Origin of the sequence: Flavobacterium sp. C3NV, from assembly GCF_046825355.2 — a bacterium.
Taxonomy (GTDB): Bacteria; Bacteroidota; Bacteroidia; order Flavobacteriales; family Flavobacteriaceae; genus Flavobacterium.
This window is the reverse complement of sequence record NZ_JBKQBJ020000001.1, coordinates 281,655-295,599: the sequence shown is the minus strand read 5'-3', so window position 1 is coordinate 295,599 and position 13,945 is coordinate 281,655. Positions and strand designations below refer to the sequence as shown.

The window sequence follows — 13,945 nt, the reverse complement described above, 5'->3', positions numbered from 1 at the left end:
ACATAGAAACATAGCTCTTGTAAACTTATAAAAAGGCGTTTCACTTATTTTAAATTCACATAGCTAGCCAGACAGTTATGTGAAATAAATGGGTTTCTTTTTTTTTGAATTCTTTATTTACACATAACAGTTTCTATATGTTTAATAAAAAAAAATCGATTGTTATCTAATGGGAAAATCCAAAAGAAACACTGATCAGAATGATTACAATAACGATTAATGTAATTACGACATACAGATAATCTTTCTCTAAAAGAAAAGAAAACAGCGATAGTAAAACTCGTAATACAGGCGTAAGGAAAAGTAAGATGATCCCAACGAAGATTAACGATTCTCCATTTCCCTGAATAGCGCCATTATAGATGGCTGCAATTACTTCGAATATATTACGGTCGTTTTCTTTAAAAACAGAATAGTTTTCGATATCGTTGCTGTGTCTCATCAAATAAACTATTCCGCCAATAAAAGCCACCGATAATGAGATCCAGACACCGTAGCGCAATAAGTTTCCAATAATGGTTTGAAAATCTTTTTCTCCAAATTTTTCGTGTTGCATTGTCTTAGATTTTTCCATTAAGTCCGTTGTATATCATGTTTACTGCAAGCACAAAAATCAGGCACGCAAAAAAGATTCTTAGTTTTTTAGGGTTGGTTTTTACCAGTACTTTTGCTCCTGCCATAGCGCCAAACAAAACACCAATAACCACTGGCATGCAAATTCCAGGTTCGATATATCCTTTTTGTATATAGATTACTGAACTCGCCATTGCGGTAACACCCATCATAAAATTACTCGTTGTGGTAGAAACCTTAAAGGGGATTCTCATGATATTGTCCATTGCAATAACTTTAAAAGCACCGGAACCAATACCTAATAAACCTGACATCATACCGGCGATTCCCATCATTCCAAAACCGCCCACTACGTTTTTGGTCCCGTAATGTACCACTTGCCCGTCATGAGTTGGATAAGTTCCTTCCAGTTTTAGTTTTTTAGCCAAAGGACTTGATTCTAAAACAATATGTTCTTCCTTTTTTCGAAGTGAATTTATAGCCGAGAAAATTAAAGTAAGTCCGAATAATACGGCTATGAATGAAGTAGGCGCGATGGTCGAAAGTAAAGCTCCGCAAACGGCTCCAATTGTTGTGGCAATTTCGAGAAAAATTCCCAGTCGCATATTCGTGATTCCTTCCCTGACATATGCTGCAGCTGAACCCGAGGAAGTTGCGATTACAGAAACCAAAGCTGCACCAATTGCATAATGAATGTCGACGCCAAGAATGACTGTTAAAAGGGGAATAATGATGATTCCGCCACCCAAGCCTGATAATGAGCCAATAAAACCTGCTAAAAAAGCACCAAGAATCATAATCAGGGTAAATGTAAGTACTGTCATTCGGATAAATTTTGTTGGTGCTAATTTACGAATTGATATTTGTTCAGGACGGATTTAGGAACTTAAATATACCTTAAAAATGAGGAGTCTTTAATTTGTGTCAGTGTAAAATACTGTTAATTAATGAGATATGGTATTTGGTTTTGTTTTTAAATTTCTAAGAGTTTCTGCAACTATGCACAATTTTGTCATTTTTATTTTTTGAGGAGCTGATCCCGCACCCGAGCCTGAAAGTGCGAACTGGCGAAGCAATCCTTTTCATAAGACAATTTAAGATTAACATATCGTTTGTTTTCCTGATGAATAATTTTTATTTAAAAAAAGTAATATAAAATGACATTTACCGCAAAGTGCACAAAGGTTTTGCGCAGAGTTCACTAAGCTTTGTCTTTATTTCGCTTTGCTTTGAGATCGCTAAGGGATTGTGAAAAATTAAAAACGTCAATAGTAGCGAAGTCGAAGGCGCACCAATTGAAACCTGGGCTTCTCCCGAAGTCTCGGAACGCTCAGCCTGACAAAAATTGAGTGTAAAAAATTCGCGTAAATCTGCGTTTTCGCGATAGCGAATCCGTATCATCCGTGTGCCATTATAGACAAGGTAACCACAATATAAAAAACAAAAAAAAACTCCATTATAACAATGGAGTTTTTATGAAAATAATAGTCTGAATCCTTTACTAAATGGGATCATGATCTATTTTTTTGCTTTTGCGATAGAATCTCTTTTTATTGCAGATGTATCTGTAGGTACAGTTGCTGTGTCTATTGTAGCGTCTACACTATCAATTGTTGTTTCGGTAGAATCAACATAGGTATTATCGGCTGGAATGGTATCGGTTTTCTTGCAGGAAAACGAAAGTCCGATTAAAATAAAAAGAAATGCGATTTTTGATTTGATTAGCGTTTTCATAATTTTATTTATTTCGTTAATAATTAATTATTTCAAAATTAGAGGTTTAGGTCTTTAATCCTTTACATGATTCTTTATTTTGTTTTATAAAATACTCATTATTAGTGAATTAAATATGTTTTATTGAAAACTAAAATCTCTTATGAAAACGACTGCCCTAGCCCAGACAGGAGCGGCATCCTTTTGTGGTGGGGTTCACCACAAAAGATACAGTGGATGGCTGGATTAGCTTCTAATTATTCAACTGAAATTTTTATTTATTGTCAAGAGCAAAAGAAGTTCTGTCGATAGTAGAAAGCAATAAAGCAGCGGCAGCACTTGTGAGAACAGAATAATCAAAAGGGGCTTTTACAGCAACTGAAATGGCCATGGTGATGGAGAAAAGGAGCATTAATCCTGCGGTTCCTAAAGCGGCATATTTAGTTTTGAACCCGATGATTAAGGAAAGTCCAAATGCGATTTCGAAGAAGGTAGCCAAAGCGCCTAAAATTCCTGCAACGGATTTACTAACAAAAGGATTTAAGGTGTGGGTGTAGGTGATAAAGTTGTCCCAGTTTCCCCAGGCAACTCCGGGGTCACCGGGCGCGCCCCAAAGTCCGAAACGGTCTGCAACGGCTGAAAGCATGGTGATTCCTAACACTATTCGTAAAATTAAGCCTGCTTGTGGTATTAATATGTTTTTCATTTTTGGATTTATTTTTACGTAAATATAACAAGATGAGAAGTAACTCTACAGTCCAGTTTTTATAAATGCTACAGCCCAGATTATTTTTTAAATCCGTCTTCTTTATCCTTAAAAGCCCATGTTGCCATTGCTTCGATAACGGGCATTAAACCCTGTCCTGCATTGCTGAGTTTGTAGGTTACAAAAGGAGGAACTACCGGTTTTGCTTCGCGAATGACAAGATTATCTGCTTCGAGTTGCTTGAGATGCTGAATGAGCATTTTCTCGGTAACTGCGGGTATCGCTCTTTTAAGTTCGCTGTAGCGTTTGCTTCCACCCGAAAGGTGGTAGATAATAATGGGTTTCCAATATCCGCCAATTTTTTCCATAACATAAGTTACAGGGCATTGTTCTAAGGCATATTGCTTATTTTCCTGAATAGTCGATGATTCTTTGATTGCTGTCATTTGTGCATACTTTAGGGTAAGTACTTGTATAAAAGTAAGTACAAATATACCTTTGTTACAGATAATAAAAAAATAATTTAGCTATGAAAATTACAATCTCAGGTTCTTTAGGAAATATAGGAAAACCTCTAACCGCAAAACTAATTGCTTCTGGCCATGAAGTAATCGTAATTACAAGTAATAATGACAGAGTTGAAGCTATTGAAACTTTAGGCGCAAAAGCTGCTGTAGGTTCAGTAAGTGATGCTGCCTTTTTGAAAAATGCTTTTACAAATGCTGATGCCGTTTTTGCGATGACGCCGCCAAACTTAGGAGGATCTAATATTATTACAAATACTACAGCTGCGGGTAAAGCGCTGGCAACGGCAATAAGCGAAGCAGGAGTAAAGCGCGTTGTAATGTTAAGCAGTATTGGTGCCGATTTGCCAGAAGGTACAGGACCAATTGCGGGACTTTATAATATCGAAAAAATATACGAAGGTTTAGATAACGTATCGCTTACTTTTCTTCGTGCGGGATTTTTCTACACGAATTTGTATAATGATGTTCCGATGATTAAGGGAGCGGGAATTATAGGTTCTAATTATCCATCGACTGCTAAAATTCCTTTTGTGCATCCGGAAGATATTGCAGCTGCCGTTGCCGAAGAATTGCAAAAAACACCGTCAGGAAAAAACATTCGTTATATTGTAAGTGATGTACGAACTCCAATTGATGTGGCAAAAGTTTTAGGTGCTGCAATTGCCCAACCAGAATTACCGTGGATTGAGTTTACAGATGAGCAAGCGCTTGGCGGAATGACGCAAGCCGGATTGCCGGAAGAAATGGCAGGATTGTACACCGAAATGGGTTCAGGTTTAAGAAGCGGTAAAATTCAGCATGATTTTTTGAGTAATACAATTGCTGTTGACGGAAAAATTAAGTTGGAAGATTTTGCGAAGGAATTTGCTGCACGATTTTAAGTAAATCATATTATAGAAAAAAGCCGATTGTACAATCGGCTTTTTTTTGTTTTCGATTTTTATTGATACATGCCAATTAGATTTGATAAATTTATACAGATATACAATCAACTTATACCATTTGTAAAATTTGATCTGCTAGTATCTTTGTACTATAAGACAACTTAAAATTAAAAATATGAAAGCTATAGGATTTAAAACTTCATTGCCCATTGCTGAAAAAGACAGCTTTATAGCATTTGAAACTCCAAAACCAATTCCGGGTAAACGTGATTTGTTAGTAAAAATAAGTGCTGTATCTGTTAATCCGGTTGATTTTAAAATACGTCAGAATAGTGCAAAAGATACTGTTCTGGAAACGCCAAAGATTATTGGCTGGGATGCTGTAGGAATTGTAGAAGCAGTGGGAGAAGATGTGCGTTTGTTTGAGGTAGGCGATTCTGTATTTTACGCCGGAGATATTACCAAACAAGGAAGCAATGCTGAATATCAGGTTATTGATGAGCGAATTGTGGGTAAAAAACCAACATCATTAACCATTGAAGAAGCTGCTGTATTACCATTAACCGGTTTAACTGCCTGGGAAATATTATTTGACCGTATCAGGATTAATCCTGAAAAGGACAAAGGAAAATCTATCCTAATCATTGGCGGTGCCGGTGGAGTAGGTTCGATTGCGATTCAGTTGGCTAAGAAAATTGCAGGTTTAACAGTTATTGCTACAGCATCTCGCCCTGAAACTATCGATTGGTGTAAAAAACAAGGTGCTGATTTTGTAGTAGACCATAAAGATTTAGTGGCATCGGTTCGTGAAGCGGGATTTGAATATGTAGATTTTATTTTAGATTTTGTTGACACCAATACTTATTGGGACACTATGGTCGAATTGATCAAACCTCAAGGACATATTGCATCGATTACGGGAAGCAGTGATCCAGTTGTATTAAATAAACTAAAAAACAAAAGCGCATCATTTTCATGGGAATTAATGTACACACGTTCGATGTTTGAAACTGATGATATGCAGGAACAACATAATATCCTGAATAAAATTGCTGATCTTCTGGATGACGGGACTTTAAAAACAACGCTGAACGAAACTCTATTGGGATTAACTCCTGAAAATTTTAAAAAGGCTCATGAGTTGCTGGAGTCAGGGAAGACTATTGGCAAGATTGCTATTAAGTTTTAAGTAATTTAAAGCTTTAATTGAAAAAGGGAATAGAAATTTTAGTTTCTATTCCCTTTTCTATCAATTTACTTTTAGTATAAAATCTGAATATTTTAATTATTAAAGTTACCTTGCGGTTAAATTTAGAGAAACCGTGGACATATTTCCATTTCCGTCAAAACGTTCTACCCAAATTTCAACATAATCGCCTGTTTTCATCTGTACAGTTCCTACAATTGGTAGTGCCAAAATACCAGAAGTTACTAAAAGACCTCCACTAGGTCGACCATATACTTTCGTTTCAGGAAGTACAACGCCGTTCTTTGCTATATACAAAATAAAGGTTGCATCAGCTGTGTTTTGGTATGAAATTGAAGCCACAATTTGAAAATATCTGTTTTTATTTCCTCTATAAGTAATTCTATTATCTCCATCTTTTGTAAAGCGGAACAAACTGTTAGTAGTAGTAGTACCAAGAACTTTTCTCCTAGTTCCCGATCCTGTAGTACCGGAGCTAAATGTTGTTGCTATCCCACTACCGACTGCAGCATCAAGATTAATATCCCCAGTTGCCTCACTATCCGCTTCTCTTGGGATTCCGGGAGCATCTACTGTCCAGGCATTACTAAAATTATATCCTGTATAAGTTGATGCAGCAGGATAACCTCTTACATAACCTGCAGTATTTGTTGTGGTGCCTGAAAAAACGGTACCAAGTAAAGTCCCTGTCCCTAATGCTGTAATACCGTTAACATCTAATGCTAAATCAGCTCCGTCAACCGTACTAAAACCACTGTTTTTTTGTATTAGGCCAAAAGTTCCGGCGAACGTTTCAAAAGTTCCATTATTAGTACTTAACCAAGCCTGATTGCTTAGCAATAAACTACTAATACCAGAATACGTAATGCCGCTGGTATTGTTAACAAATTGAACTATGTTGCCAAAATATAAACCTACACCTGAAATAGTTCCAACATTTGTAGTCATCCCGTCTATGATGGTATTTTGAATAAAAAGCGAAGTTCCACCAGTAATACTAAAAGCTCTTGCTGCTGCTTTCAGAGTGACATTTCTGATACTTCCACCAGTACTTCCTGAAAAAATAGTTCCACCTGGAAATGTTAGAATATCTTCATTAGTGTCTTGTCCACTAATGTAAGCATCATTCAAATTTATTGGAGCTGCTAGCGTTATTGATCCATTTATTTCGTAAAGGGTATTTGAACTTAACTGATAAACAGATCCTCCGGCGATAAGTTCCGGTGCGAGATCTGCTGCAGATTTTACACGTTTAAAATTAGTTCTTCCCACAGAGCTGTTTAAAAGAGGTAACCACCCACTTGGGCTAGAGAAATAATAAAATGATTTTAAATCGGTATCATAAACTAGTAATCCTTGCGCAGGAGAAGTTATAGCATTTCTTTGAATAGTTGTCATTCTGGGAGCTAACATTCCTTTTGTTGTTGAGGTGATATCCACGATAGAAGTAGCGTCCGGCGTTGTTGTTCCAATCCCGATTTGTGCATTTCCTATAAAAGTAATAAGAAAGAAAAACAACAATAATAATGTTTTATGATTTTGTAGAGTAGATTTAGTGCTCATAATTTCTAAATATTAGTTAGTGGTGTGTATTTATTTAGCTATAATTTTATTTTCCTGAATTTGAGATGACAATTTTCTCGGTGAATCTTTGATTATCGGTTGTTAAAAATTCTGTGATGTAAACGCCGCTGCTTAGTCCGCTGGTAGAAAAAGTATAATTTTCGTTTGTTCCAAGGTCTTTTTTAGATAATACTGTTTTACCTAGAATATCATACAGTTTAAATGATTTCAACGAAAAATTATTTGGATTTGAGGCCTTTAAGTTGCGATTGACATTGTCCTGACTAATGAAAAATTGTTTGATGGTATTGCTGTCAACACCAAGTGTAGTGGCATCTCTAAAGGCAACTTTAAAACGATCATTATACACGCCCGGTGCTAGCGTAACTTCGTAAGTTCCGTTTTTAACGTCATGATAAGAGTCATCAAGCGCATCATAAATATAAATTTTCTGAGTTGTGTCAAAGTTGATCACTTCCGGAATAAAAAATTTAAAAGTTGTATTTGTTGCTGCTTTTACCGTGAGTGCTATTTTTTTATTTTCATCAAAATTGACTCCCTGAATGACGTAACTACCATTTTCTAACCAAAAAGTGACATCGCTTGGCAAGTCATCATCCATGTTTAATGCATCTATTCCATAATCTATTCCATCAGTCGCTTCGGGTACAAAAGCTAATGCTAATTGTCGGGTAAATTGATTGTTGATGATGGTGTTTAATTTAAAATGCGAAACTTCTTCAGGAGTATCTTCGGTACTTTCTTCTTTTTTATTGTCCTTATCTTTTGATGCGGGTCTTTCAAATTGAGATGAACCGGGAGCTTCTTGCATAAATATTCTATGACTGTTTTTGAATGTTGCTGTTCCTCCTGTTGCATTAGCGTTAATAACAAATCCCTGACCAATAGGTGAGTATCTGCGGTTAATTGAGAGCGCAGATGTAGAACCACCACCATTCATTGATCCATCCCCATTATAAGAACTAAAAATTGCAGCGGTATACAAACCCTGACTAGTTCTGCTTACAGGAGCATAAGAATCATAACCACCTCTATAGTTTATAAGGGTATGAGAGTTTACTGTTTTATCCTGTTCCCAAAAATACGCTGTACCATTAGTCGCAGTGTTATCAGTATCCAAAAGGAACTCATTTAAATTCAAAGCCGAAGGATAAGGATTTCCTGTTAAAGTACTGCTATTAGCACCCAGTGTAATGGTTATATTGCCATCATTTGGTCTTCCTCTAAAATCATATCGTTGCGCACTTCCTGGATTATTTGTAACTCCCGTTCCTTCCGGATCTGTGGTGTCAATTCCGCTGGTTCCTTTCATAGAAAAGCCTTCGCCGGGAGCGAGTGTTGTAGTATTACCAACGAAAACCCATTGCGAATAATTAGTAGCACTACTTAACTTGTAAATCCATTTTGAGGCTATTGCAAGCGGGGATGCTGTTCCGTCAGAAGTGGTTGCCGGTAAAATAGTAGCCGGAGTAAATGCAGTAGCGCTTGTAGGCCTGCCTAACATGGTGACTCCAAATTTTCCAGTTTCTGCGGGAACAGTACTGGTACTTCCTACGGGAGAGCACCAATAATTATAACTATAATTGTTTGTGGTACCTTCCTGGTAAACAGATAATGTACCAGTTCCTGTATTGCCATTAGTTGTAGTTGCTTGACCTTGCAATAATTGTGCATTGTTTCTCAAATATAAATTTGAAGAAGCACCTAAATTAATATCCTGCTGCACAAACAGTACTTCGCTTTTGACATACATATAGGCATTAGGGCCAAAATAAATTTGTGAAATACCTTTTGTAGTGGTCAGTATCAAAATAAGTAGTATTATTTTTTTCATAACTTATGATAAAGATTAAACTGTCGATTTTGTTTTTCGTAAGAGAAAAAATAGTCCAAGTAAAATGCCAGCAGCAAAAAGTATTGCTATTTCACTGTCGATAGGCACCTGATCACCAACAGGAGGTATCCCTCTGGGTTGAGGTTTGGGAGGGTCAGGCATGGCATAACTATCAAAAGTGATGCAGAGTAATAAGGCGAATAGTAACTTTAACTTTTTAACTTTCATATAGTAATTCTAGATTTGGGTAAATAAAATTCCTGAAACGAATTATTCTTAAATTTATCAGTAAGAATAATTTTATAAAAAATAGGAGCGGCCTGTAGTAATTTGGTATTTTAGATAAAATGCGTGTAAAATGTAATTTTTTGGCTACGAAAATAAAATTTAATAAATTGTTAAAACATGAAACAAAATGATAAAAAAGCACTTACTAATCCTACACAAATTAGAGTTTTCGTATTTTTTTAACAAATGCTCTTTGTAGTATAAGTAAGATATTTATTCTAATATATTGAAAATAATCGTATAATTTTGCTGTTTGTGGATATTATTTTAAGTAAAATCTTATGTAGTGTAGTACTGTTGGCAAAAGTAGATTGTTGTTGAAAAATGAATTAAAAGTGCATTTTGTTTAAGAAAATTCAAAATGAGATCAAACAAAAAAAGAGCCGATCATATGATCAGCTCTTTTTTGTAAATGTAGAAAATTAAAGTATTGAAGTGTATGTTAGAATAGTATCACTGTTCAATAATAGAAACAATACTTTTAGGAATTTCATCAAATCCTTCGATAGAATAAGGTTTGATCAGATAGGCTTTTACACCCATCAAATCGCATTTTTCTTTATAAACAGGATTTATACTTGTCGAGTAAACAAAGCAGGGAATCGTTTTTAAGTTGTTATTATTTAAAATTTGCTGTAATGCTTCAATGCCGTCAAGTATAGGCATGTTGATATCGGTAAGAATAATGTCGGGTGTTTCGTTTGAAGTATTTTCTAAAAAGTTTAAAAGCTCTTCACCATTTGCGACAAGACTTACTTTTGCAAAATCCGGATTTTTATTAAAGCTATGGCAGATAATATCTGCATCATCGATATCATCTTCGGCAATAATAATATGTAAGTTATATAAGTGTGGCATTTTATAAGATTGGGAAATAAAGGTTAAATGTAGTACCCTCATTCAGTTTACTTTGTACAGTAATATTTCCTGAGTGGTTCTCCATGATTTTTTTGCAAATAGCAAGACCAATTCCGTTTCCGGAATATTCATTTTTGGCATGCAGACGCTGAAAAATAGTGAAAATTTTAAGCAAATGATTTTGTTCCATCCCGATACCGTTGTCTTTAATCTGAATTTTCAGGTATTGTTCAGGTTGATTTGGAATTTCAGATTCAAAATTATCAATTTGAGAAATTTGAATGAGCGGAAAATCCTCTTTTTTGCTGTATTTAATAGCGTTTGAAATAAGATTAGAAAAAAGCTGACGCATTTGCACTCTCGAAGCTTTTATGGTAGGCAATTTTCCTATTTGAATAACTGCTTTTTTATCGGATATTATAATTTCGAGATCATCACATACTTCACGGATGATATCAACGAGATTAACGTCTGTGCGTTCTTCCTGCGCAGTATGAGACGAATAACTGACTAAATCATCTACCAGCGAATTTAATCGTAAAGCAGCTGATTTCATGACATTCATAGATTTAGCATCAGCTTCAGAAAGATAGCTGGCATCTATTCGTCCATTATACATTACAATTTTTCGAAGAGGTTCTTTAAGGTCATGCGATATTACATGAATAAACTCCTCCAGATTTGCATTTATTCGGTTTAATTCGTGAATTTTTTCTTCAAGATCTTTTTGATGTTGTATTAAAGCATCTTCATGTTTTTTCTTCTCTGTCAGGTCTGTGATCACGATTCCAATTCCCTGCACAGCGGGTTCAAGATCTGTTACGGCTATATAGGCAGGAAAAGTATTTCTGTAGGTCTCTGTTTTAAATACAATTTCATGCGTGGTAATACCATATTTTAAAGCTTCAATAATAGGTACAAAATTGTCTTTACTATTAAAGTACTCATACAGGTAATTTCCAATTATTTTTTCGGCAGGTAAGCCTATCAATTTCGAGAAATAATCATTGCAATATAATATCAGTCCGTTTCTCGAAATACTCAGTGCACCTTGTCCAAATTTTTCGATCAGGAGCCTGAAAGTATAATCGGCAGTTTCTAACGAATAAAGTTGTGGTGTCCCGTTTGTATTGACCACCAATGCATCGACATCTCCCTCTTTTATGGCATCAACAATACTATTAGATTCATAAAGTTGTTCCTTTAGGGCAGCTATTTCAGCTTGTAGGGATTCTATATTTGTATTATTGTCCTTCAAATTATTCGCGTATGTTTAGGATTCTCAATACCTTTTCTTTGTCTGATAAATCGCCAAGTATTATTCGTCTTGGCTCAGGATTTGTTTTTATCAGGGTAGGTATCGCCACTATTTGATGTATTACTGCCTGTTCTGTATCGCGGCTAATGTCTATAATTTCTAACTCGTAATTATCCTTGAGATATTGGTCGCATATTTTACGCAGGTTTTCGATAGCATGACCTGATTTAACAGACATACCCGAAACAAAAAGCATAAATTGATGTTTGGTGGTACTTGAGCCATCAGATGAATCGTCCATTTTTTTAAGAGTTTAAGGGTTTTATATTAAGCCCAACAAGTACTCGTTCCTCATTCGAAAGATCACCGATGATCTTACGAATAGGTTCTGGAAATTTTCTAACCAATGTAGGTACAGCAAAAATCTGGTCACCTTCTGCCAATTGCGGATTTTTAAGTAAATCTACAATTTCAATACTGTAAATTCCTTTCAAATGTTCTTCGGCATATTTTTTTATATTTTCCAGTGCCGTTATTGATTTTGGCGTTTGACCCGCAATATATAATCGTAATTGCCATTCGGCTACAGCTTCTTTTTTCATTTTACTCTATTTTTTTTTCGAAGACATCTTTTCCTGCAATTCTTCTGTCGCTTTCAGAATACTTAATTCTTCTTCTGCAGATTCGAATTCATTTTTAAGTGCTTCTATATTAGCTTCAAGAACTCTGCGTTTTCGCTCAATTTCCCTGTCTTTTCTGCTAATTTCGTTCTGAAGTTTAATATCTGATATTGTTTTCTTGAACTGATGCGTTTTTCTCGCAGCACCTGTTAAAATACCTTGTGGACCCAATTCTACATCCAGTAATTCTATACCATTATTGGTAATAACAAATTCCCTTACCTGATTAGAATGTCCCATTCCTCTGGCTTTTACAATAAATATCCCACGGTTTCTTTCGCCAATTCCTTCCATATCACGAACTGTAATCCAGGTATCTACTAGTGAGGATACAGATTCTTCTGCAAGATCGGGTCTAAAGTTATCCGTTTGTTTATTTAATGACGTAAAAAGAGCCGTAATATTGTTTGCTTTCAGCATATCAATCAGCCTTACCAGCATCGAACGTACTTCGTGTTCACTTCCCACGGTAATTAGATTACTAATAGGATCGATAATAATTGTGGTAGGTTTAAACTCCCTGATTAATTTTCGAAGCGTGAGCAAATGCAACTCAAGACCGTTTAATGACGGACGTGACGAATGTATTTGTAAAGTACCATCGTCAAGATGCTTTTGAAGATTGACATTGATCGATTTCATGTTGCGAACCAATTGTTGAGGTGATTCTTCAAACGCAAAATAGATTGTTTTTTCTTTCTTTTCGCATTGCTCATTAGCAAAATAACACGCAATTGTAGTTTTAGCCGTTCCTGCTGTTCCGGAAACTAATATATTACTTCCGCGATAAAATCCTCCGCCCTGAAACATTTCGTTTAATCCCGGAACTCCGGTCGAAATAACATCCGAAGAAACTTCGTTATCCAGTTTTAATGACGTAATAGGCAATACCGAAATTCCGTCCTCATCAATAAGAAAAGGATATTCGTTTGTACCATGAGTTGATCCTCTGTATTTTACAATACGAAGTCTTCTGGTCGAAACCTGTTCGATAACACGATGATCCAGCACAATTACACAATCTGAAACATATTCTTCCAGTCCCTGACGGGTTAAAGTTGCTTCACCACGTTCTCCTGTAATGATTGCCGTTACACCTTTGGTTTTTAACCAATGAAATAATCTTCGCAACTCCGCTCTAAGAATCGCCTGATTATCAAGACCTGCAAAAAGAGATTCTATAGTATCAAGTACAACGCGTTTTGCTTTTATCGAATCTATGGCGTGTCCTAACCTGATGAATAAACCATCAAGATCGTATTCGCCAGCTTCTTCAATTTCAGATCTTTCGACTCTTACGTGATCTACAACGAGTTTTTTATCTTTTTTCAGCTTTTCCAGATCAAAGCCAAGTGATTTTACGTTTAAAGTAAGATCATCAGAAGGCTCTTCAAAAGACATGAAAACTCCGGGTTCGTTATATTCTGTAATACCTCTAATAAGGAATTGCATCGATAACAATGTTTTTCCGCAGCCGGCACCACCGCAGATTAAAGTTGGTCGTCCTTTAGGGAATCCACCATCAGTGATCTCATCTAGGCCGTCTACTCCCGTAGGAGTTTTGGGAAATATAAAACTATGTGATTTTGATTGTTCTTGCACGCTATATAAAATTCTATGTTACTCAAATATACGTTTTCCTAGATTATTAACAATTAATATTTATTAAAGATTTAACAGCTGTTTAGTCCAAAATGAAATATTTCAGAAATGCTTTGCTATTAAACATGGGAATAATGTAAAATTTAAGGAAAATTATAAAACAATTTAATAAAAAACTCTCTATTTTGCAAGTAAAAATTTTTATATTTTGAGTAATACTATTTTGTCAGG

14 protein-coding genes are annotated in these 13,945 nt (G+C 35.6%); 2 read left to right on the top strand and 12 right to left on the bottom strand.

From position 1 onward, the window contains the following. Window positions 1-166 precede the first annotated feature (166 nt). The 5 genes from ACIDC4_RS01215 to ACIDC4_RS01195 form a co-directional block, all read right to left on the bottom strand. Window positions 167-556 carry a DUF1634 domain-containing protein gene (locus ACIDC4_RS01215; RefSeq protein ID WP_412043291.1) on the bottom strand — a complete coding sequence of 130 codons (390 nt, stop codon included), beginning with the start codon at window positions 554-556 and terminating at the stop codon, window positions 167-169. Between the two features lie 4 nt (window positions 557-560). Beyond that, window positions 561-1,397, bottom strand: a complete 837-nt coding sequence (locus ACIDC4_RS01210) for a sulfite exporter TauE/SafE family protein (protein WP_412043290.1) — start codon at window positions 1,395-1,397, stop codon at window positions 561-563. 694 nt (window positions 1,398-2,091) lie between these two features. Then, window positions 2,092-2,307 carry a hypothetical protein gene (locus ACIDC4_RS01205; RefSeq protein WP_412043289.1) on the bottom strand — a complete coding sequence of 72 codons (216 nt, stop codon included), beginning with the start codon at window positions 2,305-2,307 and terminating at the stop codon, window positions 2,092-2,094. 253 nt (window positions 2,308-2,560) lie between these two features. Further along, entirely contained in the window at window positions 2,561-2,992 is a 432-nt protein-coding gene (locus ACIDC4_RS01200; protein WP_412043288.1) for a DoxX family membrane protein, read from the bottom strand. A gap of 80 nt (window positions 2,993-3,072) precedes the next feature. Beyond that, window positions 3,073-3,438, bottom strand: coding sequence for a winged helix-turn-helix transcriptional regulator (locus ACIDC4_RS01195; RefSeq protein WP_412043287.1), 366 nt, complete (start codon window positions 3,436-3,438; stop codon window positions 3,073-3,075). A gap of 83 nt (window positions 3,439-3,521) precedes the next feature. On the opposite strand from ACIDC4_RS01195, the gene ACIDC4_RS01190 reads away from it, so the two are divergent. Together ACIDC4_RS01190 and ACIDC4_RS01185 are read left to right on the top strand one after the other, a co-directional pair. Next, window positions 3,522-4,400: an NmrA family NAD(P)-binding protein gene (locus tag ACIDC4_RS01190; protein WP_412043286.1), complete on the top strand. Its 879-nt coding sequence runs from the start codon at window positions 3,522-3,524 to the stop codon at window positions 4,398-4,400. Window positions 4,401-4,578: 178 nt separating this feature from the next. Next, window positions 4,579-5,592, top strand: a complete 1,014-nt coding sequence (locus ACIDC4_RS01185; RefSeq protein ID WP_412043285.1) for a zinc-binding alcohol dehydrogenase family protein — start codon at window positions 4,579-4,581, stop codon at window positions 5,590-5,592. 105 nt (window positions 5,593-5,697) lie between these two features. On the opposite strand, the gene ACIDC4_RS01180 is transcribed toward ACIDC4_RS01185, so the two are convergent. From ACIDC4_RS01180 to kaiC, 7 genes are all read right to left on the bottom strand, one after another. Beyond that, complete coding sequence (locus ACIDC4_RS01180) at window positions 5,698-7,173, bottom strand: autotransporter outer membrane beta-barrel domain-containing protein (protein ID WP_412043284.1); 1,476 nt, start codon at window positions 7,171-7,173, stop codon at window positions 5,698-5,700. Between the two features lie 46 nt (window positions 7,174-7,219). After that, entirely contained in the window at window positions 7,220-9,028 is a 1,809-nt protein-coding gene (locus tag ACIDC4_RS01175) for a T9SS type A sorting domain-containing protein (protein WP_412043283.1), read from the bottom strand. Window positions 9,029-9,769: 741 nt separating this feature from the next. Next, a complete protein-coding gene (locus tag ACIDC4_RS01170) occupies window positions 9,770-10,174 on the bottom strand; it encodes a response regulator (protein ID WP_412043281.1) in 405 nt (134 codons plus the stop codon). A 1-nt stretch (window position 10,175) separates the two neighbouring features. Continuing rightward, on the bottom strand, window positions 10,176-11,432 hold the full coding sequence (locus tag ACIDC4_RS01165) for a sensor histidine kinase (protein ID WP_412043280.1): 1,257 nt from the start codon (window positions 11,430-11,432) through the stop codon (window positions 10,176-10,178). A 1-nt stretch (window position 11,433) separates the two neighbouring features. After that, the gene (locus ACIDC4_RS01160) at window positions 11,434-11,733 is read right to left on the bottom strand and encodes a circadian clock KaiB family protein (RefSeq protein WP_412043279.1); all 300 of its coding nucleotides are present in this window, start codon (window positions 11,731-11,733) and stop codon (window positions 11,434-11,436) included. Window positions 11,734-11,737: 4 nt separating this feature from the next. Next, window positions 11,738-12,034, bottom strand: a complete 297-nt coding sequence (locus tag ACIDC4_RS01155; RefSeq protein WP_055092894.1) for a circadian clock KaiB family protein — start codon at window positions 12,032-12,034, stop codon at window positions 11,738-11,740. A 6-nt stretch (window positions 12,035-12,040) separates the two neighbouring features. Next, on the bottom strand, window positions 12,041-13,714 hold the full coding sequence (kaiC, locus tag ACIDC4_RS01150; RefSeq protein ID WP_412043278.1) for a circadian clock protein KaiC: 1,674 nt from the start codon (window positions 13,712-13,714) through the stop codon (window positions 12,041-12,043). Window positions 13,715-13,945: the final 231 nt, after the last annotated feature.